Source organism: Dorea sp. ICN-14282 (assembly GCF_037890115.1).
Classification (GTDB): Bacteria; Bacillota; Clostridia; order Lachnospirales; family Lachnospiraceae; genus Dorea_B; species Dorea_B phocaeensis.
In genome coordinates this window covers 220,047-242,293 of record NZ_JBBKBH010000001.1, presented here as the reverse complement: position 1 = coordinate 242,293, position 22,247 = coordinate 220,047, and the positions used below count along the sequence as shown (strand labels likewise).

Below are 22,247 nucleotides of genomic sequence, written 5' to 3'. Positions count from 1 at the left end.
TCTTTGGTACTATTCTTTATCGATAAATAATATCATCCCGTCCCGGTCCATTGGAAACCATGGTAATCGGATATCCGATTTCTTTTTCCACAAATTCAATATAATTTTTGCAGTTTTCCGGAAGTTCCTCATATGTTCTGATTCCTCGGATATCACACTTCCAGCCTGGCAGCGTTTTGTAAACCGGTACTGCCTTTTCAAGCAGATGCGTAGGCGGAAACTCTGTTGTTACCTCTCCCTGAATCTCATAGCCGACACATACCGGAATCTCATCCAGATATCCCAGCACATCCAGCACGGTAAATGCCACATCCGTCGTTCCCTGCATCCGGCATCCGTATTTGGAAGCCACGCAGTCAAACCAGCCCATTCTTCTTGGCCGTCCGGTTGTTGCTCCGAATTCTCCTCCATCTCCGCCGCGGCGTCTTAATTCATCCGCCTCGTCTCCAAAGATTTCACTAACGAATGCTCCCGCTCCTACTGCACTGGAGTAAGCCTTACACACCGTAATCACCTTCTTAATCTCATATGGCGGTACTCCTGCACCAATGGCTCCAAATGCTGCCAGTGTAGAAGAAGACGTTACCATAGGATAAATTCCGTGATCCGGATCTTTCAACGTCCCTAACTGTCCCTCCAGCAGAATCTCTTTTCCCTCTTTTATCGCTTGGTGAAGGTAAAGAGCCGTATCACACACATAAGGCTCTACCATTTTTTTATATTCCTGAAGTTCCTTATAGAGGTCTTCCGGATCAAGCTCCGGTTTCTGATATAAATGTTTCAAAAGCACATTCTTCTGCTCTGCCACACGAATCACCTTTTCTTTGAGCAGTTCATCATCGAACAGCTCACTGACCTGGAACCCAATCTTCGCATACTTGTCAGAATAAAACGGTGCAATTCCAGACTTGGTGGAACCAAAGGATTTTCCTCCCAGACGTTCCTCCTCATAGGCATCAAAATCTTTGTGATAAGACATCACGATCTGTGCGCGGTCAGATACCAGTATCTTCGGCATCGGCACCCCTCTGTCGATGATGGTCTGAATCTCGTGAAACAAAACCGGGATATCAAGTGCAACACCATTTCCGATCACACTGGTTGTGTGGTCATAAAATACTCCTGACGGCAGTGTATGCAGCGCAAACTTACCATAATCATTGATGATGGTATGACCTGCATTGGCTCCTCCTTGAAATCTTACAATAATATCCGCCTCTTTCGCGAGCATATCCGTAATCTTTCCTTTTCCTTCATCGCCCCAGTTTGCACCTACTACTGCTTTTACCATATTCATTCCTCCTGAATTATGAACCTGTATCTTCCTGTTATTCTGTGCAATTCCATAAAAATTACTTAAAAATTATACTATAATTCTTCTTTCGTGTAAAACGCAATTTTCCTCTTATTTCACAAGAAATTTCCCCTTATTTTCGTGCATTTCCCACAAAAACTATCGGTTTTTCTGTGCTTTACATCAGTGGCGCAATCAGACGGAGTACCTGTCCTGCAATCTTGGTAAAGGCGCTTCTTTTCTTCACTTCAATCAACGTCACCTTATGGCACTTGGCAAGTGTCTGCTGAAAATCCCGCTCAATTCGGTCGATCTCTGAGTTGTTATAAATAAATGTTCCACATTCAAAGTGCAGATATAAGCTTCGGTAATCCAAATTGATGGTTCCCACCGTAGCGGTATCATCATCCGCGACAAACACTTTCGCATGGACAAATCCCGGCGTGTATTCGTAAATCTGTACCCCGCTTTCAATCAACTCCTTATAGTATGTCTTCGCCACTACAAATGCATACCATTTATCTGGAATATGAGGCATAATAATGATCACTTCAATCCCACTTTTTGCCGCTCTGGTAAGCGTCGTAATCATCTCATTATCAAGGATCAGATACGGCGTCATAATATGGACATATTTCTTGGCATGATTCAGAATGTGGAAATACACCTCTTCTCCCACATTTTCATTGTCAAAGGGACTGTCAGCATATGGAATCACGTATCCTAACTCCCTTTTAAGCCCCGGTGTCTTCGGCGTCAGATAACGCCTGTAATCTTCCTCTTTCCGTTCATCCACATTCCACATCTGCAGGAAAATCATTGTCAGACTCTGAACCGCATCTCCTTTAAGCATCACAGCAGTATCCTTCCAATGTCCAAAGCGTTCCTTCCGATTGATATATTCATCTCCCAGATTGATTCCTCCTGTAAATCCAACGCAGCCGTCGATGACGCAGATCTTCCGATGGTCGCGGTTATTCTGGGTTGTCGACAAGAATGGTTTCACCTTGTTCACCATCTTGCACTTAATTCCCCAGCGATTAATCTTATTCGGGTAATCATATGGAAGCATAGAAATGGCGCACATCCCATCATACATGAAACGAACCTCCACCCCTTCTTCTGCTTTATGCCGCAAAATATTCAGGATCGTTCCCCACATATAGCCTTCTTCTACAATAAAGTATTCCATAAAAATATACTTCTTTGCTTTTTTCAGTTCTTCCACCAGCGCTTTAAACTTATACTCTCCCAGTGGGAAATATTTCACTTCTGTATTCCGGTACGTCGGAAATCCAAGTCTCTGGGACAGATAGTAGGACAACTGTGCATTGGCGGATTTACTTGCCCAAAGCGCTTCTAGCACTTTCGGCTCCTGCTGCAGATAAGGATCCGTCTCAATCCGAAGTTTTGCCAGGCGATGCTCCATATAGCTAGATCCAAACTGCATCTTCACGAACAGATAAAACAGTGTTCCAATAATCGGAAATGCCAGCACACACAGCATCCATGTCATCTTGAATGCCGGATTTCCTTCCGAATTAATAATATAGATCAATACCACAACCTCCAAAATTGTGGTAGCTCCATAAATATAGGTCATATATTCTTCCAGATAAAGAGGCATTCCAATAAAGACCGCCGCCTGCAATGCAATCAAAAGCAGAATAATCCCTGTTCGACTGAATACAATCCGAAATAAGCCTTTTTTGGCTGTACCTGACACTTCATTTTTAACCATAAAACGCATTTCCTCCCTCTTCTTTCTATTCAAACATATGCTACAGTGTAACACACTTTTTTCTTCATCTCAACTTGGCGCGTATTTTATTTTTATTTTATACCCAAAATCAGATGATATGTGTTATGATATAAGTTATAAATTGATTTTGAAAGGAGTTATATTATTATGGCAAAATGGGGAAAGAAAATTTTAAGTCTGGCTGTAATCGGAAGCGCAGCTGCAGGACTTGTATATTACTTTAAAAAGAAAGAAGCTTCCGAAGATGAGGCGTTCGCCGATGACTTTGAAGATCTGGATTTTGATCTCGACAATGATTTAAAACCGGTATCCGACCGTGAATACGTGCCGCTTACTCCAGCTGCAAAAGAAGCAGATACAAAGGCGGAAACTTCAGAAGAGGCACCGGAAACCAAGACCGCTCCTGCTGAAGAAGTCTCTACTGAAGAAGCACCTGCTGAGGAAGATCCTGCTGAAGAAGCGAAAACAGCAGAGGAATAAAATCCATATCCGACTATCTCCTAAAACAAAAGAAAGCGGCGGCATCTAAGGTGAATAAGGCCTCAGATGCCGCTATTTTGGTTTATCTCCACACCCGGTTCAGCACTTCTGCTGCATCCCGGATCTCATCTTCACTTAAATTAGCATACCCTAAAAGAATGGTTGCCCCCTCTTCTTTTCTGCCTTCTTCAATACAGTAATCCGAAAGCCCATACACTTTGATTCCCTGTTCTTTTGCCAGGGAAACCAATTCCTGCTCGGTCCGCCCATTTTCAAAGGTCAAAAGAAGATGTACTCCTGCATTTTCCCCAGACACCCTACAGACAGAAAGGAGCGGTCTTAAAGATTCTAACAACGTATCATGCCGGCTCCGATAGAGGGAACGCGTCTTATTCAAATGACGTTCATAATGCCCTTCCTCTAAAAAACGCGTCACAATCATCTGATCTACTTTGGATACTGTAGAATGAACAAAACCAAGTCTTTCCCGGTAGGTTTCCGCCAGTTCTTCCGGCAGCACCATATAGCTTAATCGAATGGCCGGTGCAATGGATTTGGAAAACGTTCCCAGATAGATCACTCTCCCATGGACATCATATCCCTGGAGCGCCGGAATCGGTTTGCCCTTATAGCGAAACTCACTGTCGTAGTCATCCTCCACGATATAACGCTCTCCTTCATCCGCCCACTTCAGCAGTTCCATCCTGCGTCTGATCGGCATTACAATCCCAGTGGGATACTGATGCGAGGGCGTTACATAAGCAATATCGGTCCCGGAATCTTCCAGCGCGTCTACCCGCATTCCATACCGGTCAAGCCCCACGGGAACCGTCTCATATCCAAGCTTTCTCACTACGCGGTACGCCTGCTTATAAGCCGGATCCTCGAAAGCAAACTTGTGCTCCCTCCCAAGAATCATCCCCAGAAGCATCAGCATATAATCGCTTCCTGCTCCCACAATCACCTGCTTAGGCGTACAATTCACTCCCCTGGCCTGGTGAAGATACCGACAAACTGCACTGCGGAACTCATACTCTCCCTGTGAATCTCCAGAGCGGAACAATTCCGTTCTGTCATCCATCAGAATCTCTCTGGAAAGTTTCCTCCACACATGATACGGAAAGCTGTTTAAGTCCACCCCATAAGGCGTAAAATCATAGGCAAACGCCTCTTCTTTCTGCTGTGGCTTTATCGGGATGGAAGCGGCTGTTTCCCACCTGTACATCCCTTCAATCTGCGCTACGAAAAAGCCCCTGCAGGGTTCCGATTCAATATACCCTTCCGACAACAGCTGCTCATAGGCAAGCTCCACTGTACTCCTGCTTACTTCCAGATGCCGGCAAAGTGCTCTCGTTGAAGGAAGCTTCTCACCATAGAGAAGCTTCCCATCCTGAATATCCTTTTTAATATACTGATAAATCTGCTCATAAAGCGGAACGTTCCCTCCCGCCTTAAGATTGATCGTCAATTCATTCATCTTATTCTTATTTTGGCAGTTTAAAAGAACTCTTCAGCGATACGATTCGGTTAAACACCAGGTTCTCCGATGTGGAATCTTTAGAGTCAATGCAGAAATATCCATTTCTTACGAACTGGAAGCTGTCGCATCCCTTCGCATCTTTGAAGCTGTCTTCTACATAGCATTCCTTTAAGATGGTTAAAGAATTTGGATTCAGGTTCAGGGAACCGTCTTCCTTATTATAAACACCCTTCTCTTCATCTACCAGGTTCTCGTAGAGTCTTACCTCCGCCTGTTTTGCATACGGCGCTGCCACCCAGTGAATCGTTCCTTTTACCTTGCGTCCCGTAAATCCGGTTCCACATTTTGTCTCCGGATCATAAGTTGCATGTACCACTGTCACATTGCCATCTGCATCCGTCTCAAAGCTTTCACATTTCACAAAATATGCATTCATCAAACGCACTTCATTGCCTGGGAACAGACGGAAATATTTCTTCGGAGGCTCAATCATAAAGTCTTCGCGTTCAATGTACAGCTCTCTGCAGAATGGAATCTGTCTCTTGCCAAGTTCTGGATTCTCCATGTTGTTATCCACATCCAGGTACTCCACTTCTCCTTCCGGATAATTATCGATCACCAGTTTAATCGGATCCAGAACCGCCATCATACGTGACTTCTTCAGCTTCAGATCCTCTCGGATACAGTATTCAAGCATTGCGTAGTCTACAGAACTCTGGCTCTTGGAAACTCCGCAAAGCTCAATAAACATTTTCAAAGACTCCGGTGTAAAACCTCTTCTTCTTAACGCTGCAATAGACACCAGTCTTGGATCGTCCCATCCATCTACAATCCCATCCATAACCAGCTTTTTGATGTATCGTTTTCCAGTTACCACGTTAGTCAGATACAGCTTTGCAAACTCAATCTGTCTTGGCGCCGGATCAAATTCACACTCTTTTACCACCCAGTCATACAGTGGTCTGTGATCTTCAAACTCCAAAGTACAAATAGAATGCGTAATCTTCTCCACTGCATCTTCAATCGGATGCGCAAAATCATACATCGGATAAATACACCACTTATCTCCGGTATTATGGTGCGTCATATGAGCCACACGATAGATAACCGGATCACGCATGTTGATGTTCGGAGAGGACATATCAATCTTGGCACGAAGCACTTTTTCCCCATCCTTGTACTTGCCTTCCTTCATTTCCTCAAAAAGCTGCAGATTCTCTTCTACAGAACGATCACGGTACGGACTGTTCTTTCCCGGCTCTTTTAATGTTCCTCTGTATTCACGAATCTCATCTGCCGTCAGATCGCAGACAAATGCTTTTCCTTTTTTAATCAGCTTTACTGCACACTCATACATCACATCAAAATAATCAGATGCAAAGTACAGATGCTCTTTCCAATCAGCGCCCAGCCACGCCACATCTTCCTTAATAGATTCTACAAACTCCATATCCTCTTTCATCGGATTGGTATCATCAAATCGCAAGTGGAATGTACCATTATATTTTTTTGCAAGTCCTGAATTCAGCAAAATGGACTTAGCATGTCCGATGTGCAGGTATCCGTTCGGCTCCGGCGGGAATCTGGTGCACACTTCGCTGTAAACACCCTCTGCCAGATCCTTATCAATCTCCTGCTCTATAAAATTTTTGGAAACTGTCTCTTCTCCCATTCTTTTCCTCCTACTACTAAAAAATCTCTTAAAAATCCCTTGTTCCTTATCTTATCATAAAAAATATGGCGAAACAAGGTGACTTTGCAGGATTTTATCCCCACTTTCTCGAATCCCATCCTGAAATCAAGCGATTTTTACAACTAAACAGGAACTATTGACTTTTGATCCTTCGCTTGCTAAGATGTAGAAATAGAGCAGAGAAGTCCTTCGCCGTAAGGCGAGGACTTTTTGATTATGTCAAATGTAAAAAGGAGTATTTCCATGGAAGAAAATAGAACCAAAACCAACGAAAATAAGATTGAGGGGCGTAACGCCGTATTAGAAGCTTTCCGCTCCGGCAAGCCGGTAGACAAGCTTTATGTACTGGACGGCTGTCAGGACGGACCGGTACGGACCATCATCCGGGAAGCCAGAAAACACGATACGCTCATTCAGTTCGTAGAAAAGGAACGTTTATCTCAATTGTCAGAAACCGGGCACCATCAGGGCGTCATCGCCTTTACCGCAGCATATGAATATTCTGAAGTATCCGATATGCTGGAACTGGCACGAAAGAAAGGGGAGGATCCTTTCCTGATCCTTCTTGACAACATAGAAGACCCTCACAACCTGGGCGCCATTATCCGTACGGCAAACCTGGCCGGCGCACACGGTGTCATCATCCCCAAACGAAGAGCCGTCGGTCTGACGGCCACCGTCGCCAAAACCTCCGCCGGTGCGCTGAACTACACCCCGGTTGCCAAGGTAACCAATTTAAAGAAAACCATGGAGGACTTAAAAAAGGAAGGTCTCTGGTTCGTATGTGCCGATATGGGCGGGGAAAAGATGTACGATCTGAATCTGACCGGACCGATCGGACTGGTGATTGGAAATGAAGGCGAAGGCGTCAGCCGCCTGGTACGGGAAACCTGTGATTTCATTGCCAGCATTCCAATGAAAGGTGAGATTGATTCCCTGAATGCATCGGTGGCAGCCGGCGTACTGGCCTACGAAATCGTCCGGCAGCGTCTGCCAAAATAAGAAAAGGCGGGAATGGTATATGGCAGGATATGAACAAAAGACGGATGAACAGCTCATCCGAATGCTCCGCAAAGGAGATACTGCAATCACCGATTATATTATGGAAAAATATAAAAATCTGGTCCGCAAAGAGGCGAACGCCATGTATCTTCTAGGCGGCGAAAACGATGATCTGATTCAGGAAGGTATGATCGGACTATTTAAAGCCGTACAGAATTATGATCTGGCACAGGAAACATCTTTTTACAATTTTGCCAGACTCTGCATTACCAGACAGATGTATTCGGCAATCGAAGCGTCAAAACGAAAAAAACACAGTCCGCTGAACAGTTATATCTCTCTTTATGAAAAAACGGGAGAAAAGGGACCGCTGATTGATACAATGGAAGCCGCCAAAGAAAGTAATCCGGAAGAACTTCTGGTAGGCAGGGAATATGTGGAGCTGCTGCAAAATAAGCTAATGGAGAACTTAAGCGATCTGGAAAACCGTGTTTTATATCTGCATCTTCTGGGAACAGACTATAAAACCATTGCCAGGCTTCTTGATAAGAGTCCCAAAACGATAGATAATGCACTGCAGCGAATAAAAAGTAAAATGGAAAAAATTTTAGCAAAAGAAAAAGCAGAAAATTAAGAATTCATATTGACAAATACCAGGGCAGTATTGTATATTAATACCGTTGCATGTCACACATGTGTGCTGCCTTGGCTCAGTCGGTAGAGCGTCGCCTTGGTAAGGCGGAGGTCGGCGGTTCGATTCCGCTAGGCAGCTTAAAGAATACTTATTAAAAGCCCTTGTTTTCAAGGGCTTTTATGTTGTTCAAAAAAGAAAATAACAAAGGAGAAAAATCTATGGAACGTAACACCACGATGACAGAAGGCTCCATCTGGAAAAAGCTGTTGTTTTTCTCGATCCCGCTGATTTTAGGAAATCTGTTCCAACAGCTGTATAATACGGTGGATTCGATTATTGTCGGTAACTATATCGGAAGCGAGGCCTTGGCCGCAGTTGGCGCCAGCGGTCCGATCATTACATTGCTGATCGGTTTCTGTATCGGTACATCTACAGGCGCCGGAGTTGTCATCTCCCAGTATTACGGGGCAAAAGACAAAGAAGGCGTAAGAAAGGCCGTACATACGACACTGGCCATTGCCATCGGCGCCGGCGCCATCTTAACCATTGTCGGAATTCTTCTGGTACCTTTCATTCTGCGGGCAATGGGCACACCGCAGGAAGTATTCGATCCGGCAGTTCAATATCTGCAGGTCTATTTCGGTGGAATTCTCTTCTCGGTAATCTACAATATGGCTGCAGGAATTCTAAACGCAGTAGGCAATTCCAAGCGATCCTTAGTTTATCTGATAATTGCAGCCGTATCCAATATTTTCCTGGATCTTCTGTTCGTAGTCGGACTGAAAATGGGAATTGTCGGCGCAGCGCTGGCAACGGATATCAGCCAATTCCTTGCATTCGTGTTTATTATGCAGTTCTTGATGCGAAGCCAGGATATTTACAAAGTACGACTGAGGGAAATCCGGGTATACGACCATCTTTTTTCCAAGATTGTGCGGATCGGTCTGCCTACCGGGATTCAAAATATCGTAATTTCTCTGTCAAATGTAATCGTACAGTCCAGCGTCAACAGTTTTGGCGCAGTCGTGATGGCCGGATACGCAGCCTACGTAAAAATTGACGGATTCAATATCCTGCCCGTCCTAAGCATCGGCATGGCCGCAACCACATTTGCAGGTCAAAACATCGGAGCAGGTAAATACGACCGAGTAATGAAAGGCATGAAGGTGTCGCTTTTGATGGGACTGATCTATACCATTTCAACCGGAATTCTGCTTCTGATCTTCGCACCTCAGGTCATTGGCATCTTTACCAATAACCAGGAAGTGGTAAACATTGGTATTTATATTATGAGATTCTTCTGTCCATTCTACTGGCTGATTGGTATTCTTCAAATTGCATCCGGAAGTATTCGCGGCGCCGGAAAAACAATGGAAACCATGTTGGTATTCCTGTTCTCCCTGTGCATTTTCCGGGTGGCATGGATCTGGTGTGCAATGAAGATCTCCCATGAACTCTTTGCCGTCATGATTATCTATCCACTATCCTGGGTAGTCGGCGCACTTCTGATTCTTTTGTATGCCTGGAAGGGCAAATGGATGCCTGCAAGCTACTATGAATCCTTATCAGAAAAAAGCAACTGTTAAACGAAAAAAGATCAGGCAGGAAATTCTCCCGCCTGATCTTTTTTCGTTTTTCTATTCCAGACTTTCCAGTCCAATCTTAATCAAGTCCAGCATCCGCTTCCACTCTTTTTTCAAATACAAATATCCCATCAAAGCCTCAAATCCTGTTGCCCTTCGATAATCTGTAATAGACTGGTTCTTCGCCGGCGAAACACTTTTCGTATTTCTTCCGCGCTTAAAGACGGCATGCTCTTCTTCCGTCAGATGTTCCTGCATCCTGCGCATCATTTTCGACTGCGCAGACGCCTGTACCAGTGTACTGGTCGCCTTATGGAGCTTCTGCACCTGTTTGTTGCCTTCATTTACAACTAAAGATTTAATCACCAAATCATAGATACTATCTCCAATGTAAGCCAGTGTCAACGGAGAATACGTCCCCGGATCCACCTCTTTCATCTGAAAGATTTCCTGCATATATGAATCAAACTGCCATACTACGCCTTTTTCCATTTTACACCTTCTCTGGTATCTTCCAGAACAATTCCTTTTTCCAACAGTTCATCACGGATTGCATCTGCTCTCGCAAAATCTTTTGCCTTTCTTGCAACCTGACGTTCCTCGATCAGCTTTTCAATATCTTCTGCAAGGATTTCCTCTTTTTTATCCACAATAAGACCTAACACGTCGGTTAATTTCACCAACAGATCGAATAAATTCTTGAGATACTCCTTGGAGCTTTCTCCATCTGTATTGGTATTGATATATTTTACCAGATCAAATACGGATGCGACCGCATCTGCCGTATTAAAGTCATCGTCCATCGCCGCTTCAAAGCCATCTACAAACGCATCTGTTTTCGCATAAGCTTCCTTCTCTTCTGCTGTCATAGCTTCCGCTTTCGCATTCTTCATCAGATACTTTAAGTTATCTGCTGCATTTACGATTCGCTCCAACGCATTTTTAGAAGACTCCATCAGATCTGCACTGAAGTTCAGCGGACTTCTGTAGTGCGCGCTCAGCATAAAGAACCGAAGCACCTGAAGATCATACTGCTCACTGATTTCTCGAACCGTACGGAAATTGCCAAGAGATTTGCTCATCTTATGGTTATCGATATTCAAAAATGCATTGTGCATCCAGTATTTTGCAAATTCTTTGCCGTTAGCAGCTTCACTTTGCGCAATTTCATTTTCATGGTGAGGGAATACCAAATCCTCTCCACCTGCATGAATATCAATCTGCTCGCCCAGATATTTCTTAGACATCACAGAACACTCAATATGCCAGCCCGGACGTCCGTCACACCATGGAGACTGCCATGCCGGCTCTCCCTCTTTTTTCGGTTTCCAAAGTACAAAGTCCAGCGGATCTTCCTTCTCATCCTCTCCGGTTACCAAAAGAGAACGCTCTCCGGAACGCAGATCATCCAAATTCTTGTGGGATAACTTTCCGTATTCTTTAAACTGTCTGGTACGGAAGTATACGGTACCGTTCTTCTCATAAGCATATCCCTTATCAATCAATGTCTGAATCATCTCTACCATGCCGCAGATCTCTTCTGTTGCAAGAGGATGCTTGGTGGCAGGTTTTACATTCATGCCAGCCATATCTTTCTTACATTCCTCAATAAAACGTTTGGATACCTCATCTGCAGAGGTGCCTTCTTCAATCGCTTTTTTGATAATCTTATCGTCCACATCGGTAAAGTTGGATACATAATTAACATCATATCCCTTGTATTCAAAATAGCGTCTTACCGTATCGAATACGATCATCGGTCTTGCATTTCCGATATGGATAAAATTGTACACGGTCGGACCGCACACATACATTTTTACCTTTCCTTCCTCCAACGGAACAAATTCTTCTTTTCTCTTTGTCAACGTATTATATAATTTCATGACTGTCTTCTCCTCCTTCGTCAATCTTCTCTTTGCTTTTTAAACACTTCATATGCTTCTCCATCTCATGGATCTGCTGGTGAAGCTTCAAGTTCTCAGACTGAAGCTGTTCAATCTCGCTGCTGATCGGGTCAGGCAGATGCACCTGATCCATATCCATCCGCGGCAGTCTTTCATTATCCCTCTTTACAATACGACCGGGAACACCAACCACGGTACAATTCGGCGGCACTTCTTTTAACACGACAGAACCGGCTCCGATCTTCGAGTTTTTCCCAATGGTAAAAGATCCAAGAACTTTTGCCCCGGCACTGACCATCACATTATCCTTCAGAGTCGGATGGCGCTTTCCCTGCTCCTTTCCGGTACCCCCAAGGGTTACACCCTGATACAGCGTCACATTATCTCCTAACTCCGCTGTCTCCCCGATGATCACGCCGCTTCCGTGATCGATAAACAGACCTTTCCCGATAGTTGCTCCCGGATGAATCTCAATTCCTGTCTTCCTAACTGCCCGCTGAGACACCCATCTGGCCAGGAAATAATGCTTCTTCAAATACAGCTTATGAGCCACCCGGTAACGCATAATTGCTTTAAAACTCGGATATAAAAATACTTCCATATTCGACTTAATCGCCGGATCCCGTTCCCGAATCACTTGAATTTCTTCTCTTACATACGATATGATCCCCATGCCGTGCGCTTCCTTTCCATAAAAATAAAAAATTCGTCTCCTGAATAATTCAAGAGACGAATTCAATCCGCGGTTCCACTCTTCTAAAGGCTCCAGATCTGATCATCCGTATAAGCCTCCACTTGATACACGTAACGTGTGTAATTCCCGTATCCGGCTACCTGGGATCTCTCCCGCTCGCCAGATCAACTCCCGGATGCACTTCACAGCCATTTCACCGAAAACTGCTTTCAGCCGGTGACAGTTTCTCTCTGTCGGATCCATTATCTGCTACTCTTTCCGTTCTAAGTCTTTTTCGTATACATTATATATTATGCGAAAAAGACTCATTTGTCAAATAAATTAAAACGTTATCTCCACTTTAAATAAGTCTGCTTCTGTCTCTATCTGCATTTCCCCTTTCTGCAATTCCACAAAACTTTTGACAATCGCAAGTCCCAGACCCGATCCTTCGGTATTCCTTGATACGTCTCCTCTTACGAACCGTTCGGTCAGTTCTTCCGGATTGAAGTTCAGTTCTTGTGCTGACATGTTCTTTAACTGGATCACTGTTTTCCCAGCTTCCCTTGCAATCCTTACGTACACTCGCGTATGCGGCATCGCATACTTGGTGATGTTCACCAACAGGTTTTCAAAAATACGGAATGTCTTCTGACTATCTAATGGTATCACAATTTTTTCTTCCGGATAATCACACCGAAATTCAAGTCCCGCTGCGGCAAACTTATCTTCCATCTCCAGCTTTACCTGTTTAAAAAGATTTACAATATCGACATCCACCACGTTTAACGTTACATTCTGACTGTTTGCCTTACTGATTTCAAAAAGATCTTCAATCAACACCTTTAACCGCAAAGACTTTCTCTCTAACACGTCAATGTATTCTTTTTGTTTCTCTTCATCTTTTTCTTCTTTTAATAAATTAACATAAGTAATGATTGCTGTAAGCGGTGTCTTTAAATCGTGAGACACATTGGTAATAAGCTCCGTTTTCATACGCTGGCTCTTCACTTCTTTGTCCACCGCCAGTTTGAAGCCCTGGCGAATCTTTTCCATCTCCGCCTTAAATGGGGTGAAGACTCCCAGATCTTCTGTGATCTCCACATCCAGATTCCCTTCTGCCATCTGGTTTGTCGCTTTTAATAAGATTGCGTACTTTGCTTTCAGATCATTGAAATATTTCCGCAGGATCAAAAACAGGATCACCGAATAAATAACCAGTGCAATGATACCGAAAACCCAGATAGAACAAATGCAGACAAGGATTACAAAGTTCACCAGCACAAGCTTTAAAATAAACCTATTGTTCTTGTCATCCAGATCAATGTAATCAAAGGAGCGATAAATCTTATCCAGTCCCGCCTTACACTTTTCTATCATCCACCGTACTCCTTTTTTGATCTTTCCAGAGAAGCGCACAATCAGGGAATTTTCTTTCAGATATCCTTTCAGTCCCATTGTAAAGAGATGTCTTACATTTGCCGCTGCCCAGTAAGTTCCTGCGAATACTCCCGTCCACACAAGTACATCCAGCGCTTCCACCCTTCCTTGATTTCTGGAAAACAGATACCAAAGATTATCAAAGAGTATGATATAGCCAAAGAATGCTGCCGCTACAACGATTTCCATCGGACACCGGAAAATTTTCTCTGTTCCTGTGTGCAAGGTTGAAAATATCGGAAGCAACAAAGCCGCTGCCGCTACGACACATAAGAGTATGAGAATCACTCCACTTGTTCTTTCAGACACCATATAACCGGTATAATGCCAGTTATCCATATAGGCCTTTAAGTTGCTTTCCGTCATTGCAAATGTAAAGGTACGGTTTTTCGGCGTTCTCATATAGACGTCCGCGCTTTCTTCCGCAGAGTACTGATATCTGTCCTGAATATTTCTGGAAAATTCATTCAGTACAGAACGAAGCTCCCGGATCTGCCCCGACTTATATTCACCCGCCTGAATCTTCGCCTCCGGAATTCCATTCCGATCGTAGTGGATCGTCATTGCAAGTCCATAAGAAGCAATGGATTTCTTCCCGGAATTGACCACGCTTTCCGCTACTGTCTTTCCCTCTTCGTCCTCCACAGAATACTCCAGATATGGATATAGATTGTCAAACTCATTCAATTCTTCCTGAAAGTCATACTCAAGCTCCTGCTCTTTCTCTACCTTTGACATTCCCGCATCCGATTCCGTAGAATAGAGAATGTAGCTTGCCCATACGAATTCTTCCAGAAAGTCAGAAGAACAAAGAGCCGCTTCATCTAACTCATTCTGAAGATTTTCACACTCTCTGGAATATGCAGGATATCCAGAAAGTACCGCCATCGTCGGGATGGCAATCATCAATAAAATTAATACAATGGCAAGTTTATGCCTGTTTTTCAATTTTGTATCCAACTCCCCACACCACCTTCAAATATTTTGGTTCTTTCGGGTTGATCTCAATCTTCTCCCGAATATTTCTGACATGTACCATAATCGTATCCGTATTTACTGCCCGTTCATTCCACACTCGTTCGTAGATCTCTTCTGCCGAAAAGACTCTTCCCGGATGCTTCGCTAACAAAAGCAGGATCTTATACTCTATCGGCGTCATCTTGATAACCTCTCCGTCTACGGATACCTCCACCGCATCCTCGTTGATCTCCAGTCCGCCGATGGTATGAATATTGGCCGTCTTTTCATGGTTTTTAAGCTTTTCTAAGAATTTCCGGTATCGACGAAGCTGGGAATTTACCCTTGCTAACAGTTCCATTGGAGTAAATGGTTTCGTCACATAATCGTCAGCTCCAATATTAAGTCCCATAATCTTATCCACTTCTTCCGATTTTGCCGACAGAAAAATCACCGGAAAATCATGTTTCTCCCGAAGCTTAATGGTCATGGCAATCCCATCCATCCGCGGCATCATTACATCCACAATAGCCAAATGGATCTCTTCTTTTTCAATGATTTCCAGCCCTTCCACTCCGTCTGCCGCCTGATACACTTTATATCCCTGGCTTTTTAGGTAGATCTCAACTCCCTTCCTAATTTCTGCATCGTCCTCCACAATCAGCACATGATTTATTTCCATTGTATGTTTCATCCTTTCTCATTCCCTTTGCCGTATTCTCTTACGTCTGCCCTGCTGCCTTATAGTTCTCAACAGGCATCCCTGTCATTATACTACATTCCTCCTCATTCTGACAGATTCGAATTCCAGCCGGCTTACGGGCAGATACCACTCCATAGGAATCAAACCGTACCGTAAGTTTAGACAACGGAAGCGGAATATGATAATGATCCCACCTTCCAAGGAGGGAAACCTTTCCCGAATAGGACAAGGTAACACCCACCAGACTTTTCTGACTGTTCTCTGACAGTACATACGTCAGTTTTTTGGGAATATGTCGCGGTCCAAGAGGGCCATCCATGGCAATGGCTACACTTCGATTTTCTTCTTTCAATGCTCCCAGCAGTTCTTTTAAGACTCCCGCATTGCAGAAACCATATCCGATCCGCACTGCTCTCCCACCGCAAGCCTCAATCAAATGTTGAATATACTCCCCTCTTTCATCTGCCGTTACCAGTACGTCAACCTTCTTATCTCTTGCAGAAATTTCAGAAAGAATCAGGTTCATAGCGAAGCTGTCCTCATGCCAGAATCCCACCACATGATTGCCTTCAAACACTTCCGGATGAATCCATTCCATCCGCACCGTCTTTTTAAGACATTTTAAATAGCCGTAAAACAGATGATTTAACATGTTTCTTTTCCACTGCCTCATATCCATATGCCGTCTTCCTCTCCTTAAAATTCTGCCCGTCATACTGCCAAAGCGCCTGCTGATAATACTGCTCTGCCAAGGCTGCGATATCTTCCATCCGATAATTCTGCGCCGTCATTTTTGCACCCCTTTTCAGCCTCTTATAGTCTTCCTCCCGCTCCAGCATCGTTAAGACCTTCTTCGCATACGCTTGCGGATCCTCTTTAGCCAGGTATCCATTCTTTCCATCTTCCACGATGTCATTGACACCACAGGCGCTTACAGCAGTCACCGGAAGACCTGCCGCCATTGCCTCTGCCAGTACGATGCCCTGAGTTTCAGACTTGGACGAAAATAGAAACGCATCGCACGCTCCCAAATAATCTCTCACTTTCCGGTTGGGAACGCCGCCGGTAAATATTATTGTATCAGAAAGCCCCTTCTCCTTCGCATACTGCCAAAGGGCTTCTTTTTCTGCTCCTTCTCCGATAAACAAAACCTTGACCAGGTCGCCTGCTTGTTCCCGTATCTTGCCGATACAATCCAACAGAAAGTAAAGATTCTTTTCTTTATCCATCCGGGACACCGTACAAAGCAAGTACTTTCCTTCTCCCAAATACTCCCTTCTGATCCTGTCGGAACTCTCTTTACACTTCTCATAAGCGAAATCCGAAAGCCCTGTTGGAAGTACACATACCGGCGTTTTTATCTTTTGCTGATACAGATAATTCCGAAGATCTGAGGACGGCGCAATCACCAAATCACAATGGTTCGCATAGGCATTTAGATATTTGGGGAGCAGCTTTTTCCCCTTCTCCCTCAGATACCTTCGCATCATCTTCTGACACTTTTCATCCGAAAACATTCCAATATAATGCAGGTATTCCTCATACCTGGTATGATATGTATACACCAGCGGAATCTGATGCTTCCTAGAAAGGTGCATCGCCACATTTCCAATCAGCATAGGCTGATGCACATGAATCAGATCAAAGGATCTTTTCTCAAACTCCCGACTAATGACCGGATCCATGATATTGGGAATCACCATTTTGTTTTTCAGTCTTTTCTCACAGGAACGATATCGTACAATATCTTCTTCCTCTTTATCTTCTGTACTTCCCTCATACTGCGGTGCAAAGATACAAACCTCATGTCCTTTTTTCCGAAGCCCTTTTGCAAGGTGCTCTACGGAAATCGGAACTCCTCCTACAAAAGGTTTATAATTATTCGTCATCATTGCAATTCTCATTTTTATGTCCCTCCCTCTTGCTGTCACGTCAGCAGGTTCCACACGGCATCTCCCAGATAATATCCGGCTCCTACAAAGACTAGATTCCAAACCAGAACTCCAAGAAGAGAACTGATCGTATAGGAAAGAAAATCCATGGAAATCATTCCTGCCGGAATGGAAACCAGCGTTCGCACCATAGGCAGCAATTTACTTACGAATACTCCCGGCGCTCCTTTCTTTCGCAAAATTCCAATATGTTTTTCTAACACATCTTTCTGCTTCGGAAACTTTCTTACATAAAACCGAAAGAAACGATCTCCTCCAAGTCTTCCTAAAAAGTATAGAATCCAACTGCCAAGAAGCCCTGCTGCCACCGACAAAAGAAGCACCACCAGGAAGCTTACCTCTCCTTTTGCCGCCCAGATTCCAGCAAGCGGCATGATCACACCCGCCGGAAAGCCCGGAAGATTTAAGTATTCCAGCAGCACAATAAAAAACACGAAAAACGCTCCGTACTGTGCAAAATACTGTGTCAGTTCCTGTACTCCCATTTCAAACCGCCTCCTTTCTTCTGATGGTATTAGGATACCCACAAATTCTTAAGATCCTTTTCTTCAATTTCCAAAGATTTTCTAAAGATTTATGAAAAAACAAGCGGATATGGAAATTTCTTTCCATATCCGCCTGGATTGTACAGATTGAATTTTATTCATTATTATAATTTCAGTACGCCAAAAATCACAGCCGTCAAAATAACCACTACGTTGGTCACTGTCTGAATTGGAACCGCTTTTTTACAGAAATGCGGCACCTCTGTTTCCGTTAATGCACAACCAAGATAGGTGGACGAGTTCGTCGGTGTAGAGCTTGTCGCCAGCGAAAGGTTACATACAAATGGCGCAATCATCGCCACCGGAGGAATTCCAAATCCCGCACCGATGGAAACAAACACCGGATACATGGCATTGAAAATCTGAAATGGTACAAAGTAGATGATCACAACACAAAGAAGCAGCAACACAATATGAATGTACCGGAGCAAAAATTCCGGACAAATTGCAACCAGCCCCTCTGACAGCGCTCCCACCATACCGGTACTGTTAAACACTGCCTGATACATGGAAATCGCAAGCAGCATGACCAAAATATTCAGATACATCGGTCCCACCTTATTAAAGATCTCCCCATAGTTCTTCGGATAGTTAATCATCGCAGTCACAACCGTTGCCACGATAAATACGAGATACGGTGCAATTCCAAATACTCCAAGCGCAACCATAAACACAATAAACAGAATCAGGTTTACCCAGAAAAGTTTCGGGCGAACATTCGGTTTTTCTTCTTCCTGCTCTTTCTTTTCCTCCAGAGCCGCTACCGCCTGGAATGTTCCTACTCTCTTTTTATGTTGTCTGGCAAAATACACCCACTGCAGGATAATCGCCGGAATAAAGCAAAGCCCCCAAGGCATGGACGCTGCCGCCAGTTCTCCGGTATCAATTCCTGAAGCCATCGCGGTATACGCCATTCCAATTCCCCACGGAATAAAACACATTGCCGACATCGCCGTCTGGGCAATAATAAATGCCGCTTCCCTGTCAAAATCAAACTTTTTGTATAACGGCACCAAAATCGGGAATGTGATCAGATATGCCGGTGTAAAGTTTCCAGTCAGAATACTGAACGCACCGATTACTGTCGTCAATATCATAATCATAATAACATTCATTTTGTTCCCAAGCTTTTGAATCAATGCTGAAACAATCGTATCGAACATTCCTGTCTCTGTAAGCATCGTAAAATACAAAAATGCAAACAACAACATAAATCCCGTCGATTTCATCAAAGCTGCAAACTGCTCCAACACAAAATCGCTGACCTCTGTCACCGAAAATCCAAGCAGCATAGCACATACCATTGGAATAATTAATAACACAAAATTAAATGGAACCTTCTTGGTTACGACCGTTAATACAACAATCAAAATCAAGAGAATCGCCATAATCGTAACATTCATCTTTTCTTTTTCCTTTCTTTATAAGTATTTTCTGATAAACGTTTCTACCAGATCCATATTCTTCTCTGTCCAAAACGCAACATCGCCGTGACCGGCATTTTTCATCCGGTAGAACTCTACTTCTTTTCCTTCTTCCAGAAGTTTTTGAAATAACCGGACACTCTGATAATAGCTGACCATCTGATCATCCATACCATGCATCATCAGAACCGGCGGCGAAGGAATCTCTCTTCGCACATAATTGGCACATGCAATTGGTCTTGATAACTGCGGATATTCATAGACGTTTCTTCCTCCGATCAGTTTCCCTTCCGGACTGTCCGGCTCCCCCTGATTCAAAGTTGTCGGGAAATCTTCCTTCACACAGACATCCGATACTCCATAGAAATCTATCACGGCCTTTACTTTACAAGAATATTCTCCGTATACATCCGTATCCATCTGATTTTCATCCGCCGTGAATGCAGCGATAAAAGCGGTATTTCCACCGCTGGAATCCCCCATCAAAAAGATCTGATCCGGATCAATGTGATATTCCTGCGCATATTTTCTAAGAAAACGTACTCCCGTTTTCGTGTCTTCGATCTGTGCCGGAAAAGATGCAATTTCACTCTCTCTGTATTGAAGAATTGCCGTCACAAATCCTCTCTGTGCAAAACGCGCCATCACACCAAGTCTCTTATATTCATCTTGTTTCATCCACGCCGACCCCTGCACATAGAGAAGCGCCGGATACTTCTTCCCTTCTTTTTTCATTTCGGGAACAATCATTTGAAGCGTGCGCTTTATCCCGTCTCTTTCTACATAACATACATCATGCTTATATAGGCTGTATTCTTCGTCTCCCTCTGCAGTAAGTGTATGTACCTGTTCCATCCCATCCATTGCTTTTTCAAATTCTTTCAGGTTCATATCTTCCAATACGATTCCCTCCTTTTTCAATTGCTTTCTTCATATTGTTAATTTTATAACCAGCACTTACTCCCAGGTCAACCGAGTTTCCATTCTATTTCTGCATGGATATTGCTACTTTTGTTTATTTTCTTTTTGTGTTATCTATTGATTGTCTTATTTATTTTCAGCTGTTTTTCCAGTTTTCTTCCCCAAACACAAAAAATCAGGGCAACCCGTGAGTCACTCTCAGGTTGCCCTAATCTTCTATTCAGGATCCGGGATCACAATTTTAAAATAATTCCAATCCTTTCCCTCTTCATCATACGTAATTTTAATCCGAATCGCATAGGCTGATGTCTCGAATGTATCTCTATATTCTCCATAAATTCTGCGAATCTTTTCTATCATCTCGCCTTGTGAGACATAGGGTCCGGTTACCCGCATATAGGTCACAAACGCTCTCCTTGCAAAAATATGTTCAAATCCTTTCCGATCCTGCATCCAAGTTTCTCCTTCCCGGATACAGATTCCCTGTCCCCAGGAAAAACGAACGGCCTTCCCGTTTAGATACTCCGGTGCAATTTTCACCACATTCTTGCTGCGCGGCGCGTAATCAATCAAGTTGATACCATCCGACTCCATGTACCCATCATCCAGGTATTCCAGATTTTCCGACTGCCTGCGAAAATAAAAATCCGGACACCTCTCTAGATACCATTCGTCAAGATGTTCATCCAACATTTCCAGTTCTTTAGAGTATTCCCGGATACAATCTCTAAGTACACATGCCTTTCGGATCTCTTCTTCTACTTCTTCCAATCGTTTGGCAAGCATTTGCTTTAACCGATCATCGTCTGCCTCGCCGTGAAGAAGACCGATCTCTTTCAGCGAAAATCCCAAATTCTTATACTTCACACACTCATAAATATCGGTACAGGCTCTCAAGCCATAAGACCTGTAATTCGACTGTTCCTTCCTGTTTGCACGGAAAAGTCCTATTTTTTCATAATATTTAATTGTATGCGACGATACTCCGGTAAATCTGGCTAATGTTCCTATCGTTGTCTCTTCCATAGACATTTTACGCATGCAGCTTCTTCAGTATCCATGCCAGATCCTCTACGCCGATCTGTCCCGGTGCCGAAGCCTTCTTCGCTGCTCCAAAGGTAAGTGCAGATCCAAAAGTTTCCCCTGCAAGGCGGCTGATCACCCCCGTTCCCGCCATAGACATGGTAATAATCGGACGGTCTGCATGCATTTCCTGCATGGTAAGGGTTGCATCAAGAAGTGTCAGAACATCCCGGCTGCATGTCGGCATTGCGGCAAGCTTCGGAATGTCTGCTCCCATCTCCTGCATTTTCATAAGACGTCTGACAATCTCGTCTTTCTTTGGCGTCTGATCAAAATCATGGTTGGATGCCACAACCTTCACTCCAGCCTTATGAATTCCTTCTATCATGCGGGTTACTTCCTCATCTCCAGTAAACGCTTCTACATCTACCAAATCCACATAACCGCTTTCTGCCACCTGAATATTCAACTTTTCATATTCTTGGGTCGAAATCGCCTTTTCTCCGCCTTCCTTCTTCGTACGAAATGTAAAAAGTAACGGAATCTCTCCCAAAACCGTCCGAAGCTGTCTTGCCGTTTCCAGCGTTTCTTCCAATTCAAGCACCTGATCGTACCAGTCGGCTCTCCATTCAACTACATCAAGCGGAAGCTCCTTACACTCCTCTGCCGCCGCTAGAATTTCTTCCCTTGTATTTCCTACAATCGGAACACAGATTTTGGGAATTCCTTCTCCAATCGCGACTCCTCTTACTACTACCGGCTTTATCATAATCATCC

20 protein-coding genes, 1 tRNA gene and 1 other annotated feature are annotated in these 22,247 nt (G+C 43.9%); of the genes, 5 read left to right on the top strand and 16 right to left on the bottom strand.

The genetic code is table 11. The annotated features are described in order from the left end of the window. Window positions 1–16 precede the first annotated feature (16 nt). Window positions 17–1,291 carry an adenylosuccinate synthase gene (locus WKT00_RS01100; RefSeq protein WP_101694556.1) on the bottom strand — a complete coding sequence of 425 codons (1,275 nt, stop codon included), beginning with the start codon at window positions 1,289–1,291 and terminating at the stop codon, window positions 17–19. A gap of 181 nt (window positions 1,292–1,472) precedes the next feature. Continuing rightward, window positions 1,473–3,035, bottom strand: coding sequence for a cardiolipin synthase (gene cls, locus WKT00_RS01095; RefSeq protein ID WP_101694775.1), 1,563 nt, complete (start codon window positions 3,033–3,035; stop codon window positions 1,473–1,475). A 168-nt stretch (window positions 3,036–3,203) separates the two neighbouring features. Here cls and WKT00_RS01090 point away from each other — a divergent pair, with 168 nt between their 5' ends. Continuing rightward, window positions 3,204–3,536, top strand: coding sequence for a hypothetical protein (locus tag WKT00_RS01090; RefSeq protein WP_101694557.1), 333 nt, complete (start codon window positions 3,204–3,206; stop codon window positions 3,534–3,536). A gap of 82 nt (window positions 3,537–3,618) precedes the next feature. Here WKT00_RS01090 and pdxR read toward each other — a convergent pair whose 3' ends face one another. After that, the gene (gene pdxR, locus WKT00_RS01085; RefSeq protein ID WP_101694558.1) at window positions 3,619–5,013 is read right to left on the bottom strand and encodes a MocR-like pyridoxine biosynthesis transcription factor PdxR; all 1,395 of its coding nucleotides are present in this window, start codon (window positions 5,011–5,013) and stop codon (window positions 3,619–3,621) included. 7 nt (window positions 5,014–5,020) lie between these two features. Next, window positions 5,021–6,688 (bottom strand): glutamine--tRNA ligase/YqeY domain fusion protein, encoded by a 1,668-nt coding sequence (locus WKT00_RS01080; protein ID WP_173814156.1) that lies wholly within the window; start codon window positions 6,686–6,688, stop codon window positions 5,021–5,023. 264 nt (window positions 6,689–6,952) lie between these two features. Here WKT00_RS01080 and rlmB point away from each other — a divergent pair, with 264 nt between their 5' ends. From rlmB to WKT00_RS01060, 4 genes are all read left to right on the top strand, one after another. After that, entirely contained in the window at window positions 6,953–7,711 is a 759-nt protein-coding gene (gene rlmB, locus WKT00_RS01075; RefSeq protein WP_101694560.1) for a 23S rRNA (guanosine(2251)-2'-O)-methyltransferase RlmB, read from the top strand. Between the two features lie 19 nt (window positions 7,712–7,730). Next, window positions 7,731–8,345 (top strand): sigma-70 family RNA polymerase sigma factor, encoded by a 615-nt coding sequence (locus tag WKT00_RS01070; RefSeq protein ID WP_101694561.1) that lies wholly within the window; start codon window positions 7,731–7,733, stop codon window positions 8,343–8,345. Between the two features lie 65 nt (window positions 8,346–8,410). Then, a tRNA-Thr gene (locus tag WKT00_RS01065) sits at window positions 8,411–8,483 on the top strand. Window positions 8,484–8,563: 80 nt separating this feature from the next. Then, complete coding sequence (locus tag WKT00_RS01060; protein ID WP_340260393.1) at window positions 8,564–9,931, top strand: MATE family efflux transporter; 1,368 nt, start codon at window positions 8,564–8,566, stop codon at window positions 9,929–9,931. Between the two features lie 51 nt (window positions 9,932–9,982). Here the strand turns inward: WKT00_RS01060 and WKT00_RS01055 are convergent, their stop codons facing one another. From WKT00_RS01055 to aroD, 12 genes are all read right to left on the bottom strand, one after another. Next, the gene (locus WKT00_RS01055) at window positions 9,983–10,420 is read right to left on the bottom strand and encodes a Mini-ribonuclease 3 (RefSeq protein ID WP_101694563.1); all 438 of its coding nucleotides are present in this window, start codon (window positions 10,418–10,420) and stop codon (window positions 9,983–9,985) included. Continuing rightward, complete coding sequence (gene cysS, locus WKT00_RS01050) at window positions 10,405–11,811, bottom strand: cysteine--tRNA ligase (protein ID WP_101694564.1); 1,407 nt, start codon at window positions 11,809–11,811, stop codon at window positions 10,405–10,407. The genes WKT00_RS01055 and cysS overlap by 16 nt, the downstream gene beginning before the upstream one ends. After that, window positions 11,798–12,505, bottom strand: coding sequence for a serine O-acetyltransferase EpsC (gene epsC / locus WKT00_RS01045; protein WP_173814153.1), 708 nt, complete (start codon window positions 12,503–12,505; stop codon window positions 11,798–11,800). The genes cysS and epsC overlap by 14 nt, the downstream gene beginning before the upstream one ends. A 49-nt stretch (window positions 12,506–12,554) precedes the next feature. Beyond that, window positions 12,555–12,801: a binding site (T-box leader), on the bottom strand. A gap of 46 nt (window positions 12,802–12,847) precedes the next feature. After that, window positions 12,848–14,905, bottom strand: a complete 2,058-nt coding sequence (locus tag WKT00_RS01040) for a sensor histidine kinase (protein WP_244094089.1) — start codon at window positions 14,903–14,905, stop codon at window positions 12,848–12,850. Further along, window positions 14,877–15,584 carry a response regulator transcription factor gene (locus WKT00_RS01035; protein ID WP_101694567.1) on the bottom strand — a complete coding sequence of 236 codons (708 nt, stop codon included), beginning with the start codon at window positions 15,582–15,584 and terminating at the stop codon, window positions 14,877–14,879. The genes WKT00_RS01040 and WKT00_RS01035 overlap by 29 nt, the downstream gene beginning before the upstream one ends. Before the next feature lie 40 nt (window positions 15,585–15,624). Further along, the gene (locus tag WKT00_RS01030; RefSeq protein WP_340260385.1) at window positions 15,625–16,284 is read right to left on the bottom strand and encodes a DUF374 domain-containing protein; all 660 of its coding nucleotides are present in this window, start codon (window positions 16,282–16,284) and stop codon (window positions 15,625–15,627) included. Continuing rightward, the gene (locus tag WKT00_RS01025; protein WP_340260383.1) at window positions 16,217–17,509 is read right to left on the bottom strand and encodes a glycosyltransferase; all 1,293 of its coding nucleotides are present in this window, start codon (window positions 17,507–17,509) and stop codon (window positions 16,217–16,219) included. Before WKT00_RS01025 ends, WKT00_RS01030 begins: the two co-directional genes overlap by 68 nt. 23 nt (window positions 17,510–17,532) lie before the next feature. Further along, window positions 17,533–18,042 carry a DedA family protein gene (locus WKT00_RS01020; protein WP_101694569.1) on the bottom strand — a complete coding sequence of 170 codons (510 nt, stop codon included), beginning with the start codon at window positions 18,040–18,042 and terminating at the stop codon, window positions 17,533–17,535. Between the two features lie 164 nt (window positions 18,043–18,206). After that, window positions 18,207–19,505 (bottom strand): SLC13 family permease, encoded by a 1,299-nt coding sequence (locus WKT00_RS01015; protein ID WP_340260381.1) that lies wholly within the window; start codon window positions 19,503–19,505, stop codon window positions 18,207–18,209. Window positions 19,506–19,523: 18 nt separating this feature from the next. Next, the gene (locus tag WKT00_RS01010; protein WP_242962640.1) at window positions 19,524–20,417 is read right to left on the bottom strand and encodes an alpha/beta hydrolase; all 894 of its coding nucleotides are present in this window, start codon (window positions 20,415–20,417) and stop codon (window positions 19,524–19,526) included. Window positions 20,418–20,663: 246 nt separating this feature from the next. Next, window positions 20,664–21,488, bottom strand: coding sequence for a helix-turn-helix domain-containing protein (locus WKT00_RS01005; RefSeq protein ID WP_101694571.1), 825 nt, complete (start codon window positions 21,486–21,488; stop codon window positions 20,664–20,666). Next, a complete protein-coding gene (aroD, locus tag WKT00_RS01000; RefSeq protein WP_101694778.1) occupies window positions 21,481–22,236 on the bottom strand; it encodes a type I 3-dehydroquinate dehydratase in 756 nt (251 codons plus the stop codon). The genes WKT00_RS01005 and aroD overlap by 8 nt, the downstream gene beginning before the upstream one ends. Window positions 22,237–22,247 lie beyond the last annotated feature (11 nt).